Consider the following 275-nt stretch of genomic DNA (forward strand, 5'->3'; position numbering starts at 1 on the left):
GGGCGGGCTTTTCGGGGCGGGCGCGGTCGGCGCAGGGCTGGTGCTGGCGGGAGCCGCAGCGGCGCAGGATCTGAACGATCGGCCGGCCCCGCCGCCAACCGCGGCCGAAGCCCCCGCCCCGGCTGCGGACGACCAGGTGCAGTTCAGCGCGAGCCGGCTGGAATATGATACCCAGGCCGATCGCGTCACCGCGAGCGGCGAGGTGCGCATGGCCCGGCAGGGCGAGCGGCTGCGTGCGGACACCGTGACCTGGGACCGCAAGACGGGGAAGGTCG

At 75.3% G+C, this 275-nt stretch carries 1 protein-coding gene; it reads left to right on the plus strand.

What is annotated here, in order from left to right; translation table 11 throughout:
- On the plus strand, positions 1-275 hold a 275-nt coding region (locus RYX56_RS22225; protein ID WP_317124100.1), incomplete at both ends, for a hypothetical protein.

Origin of the sequence: Alkalihalophilus lindianensis (assembly GCF_032843265.1) — a bacterium.
GTDB classification, from domain to species: Bacteria; Bacillota; Bacilli; order Bacillales; family Bacillaceae_D; genus Alkalihalophilus; species Alkalihalophilus lindianensis.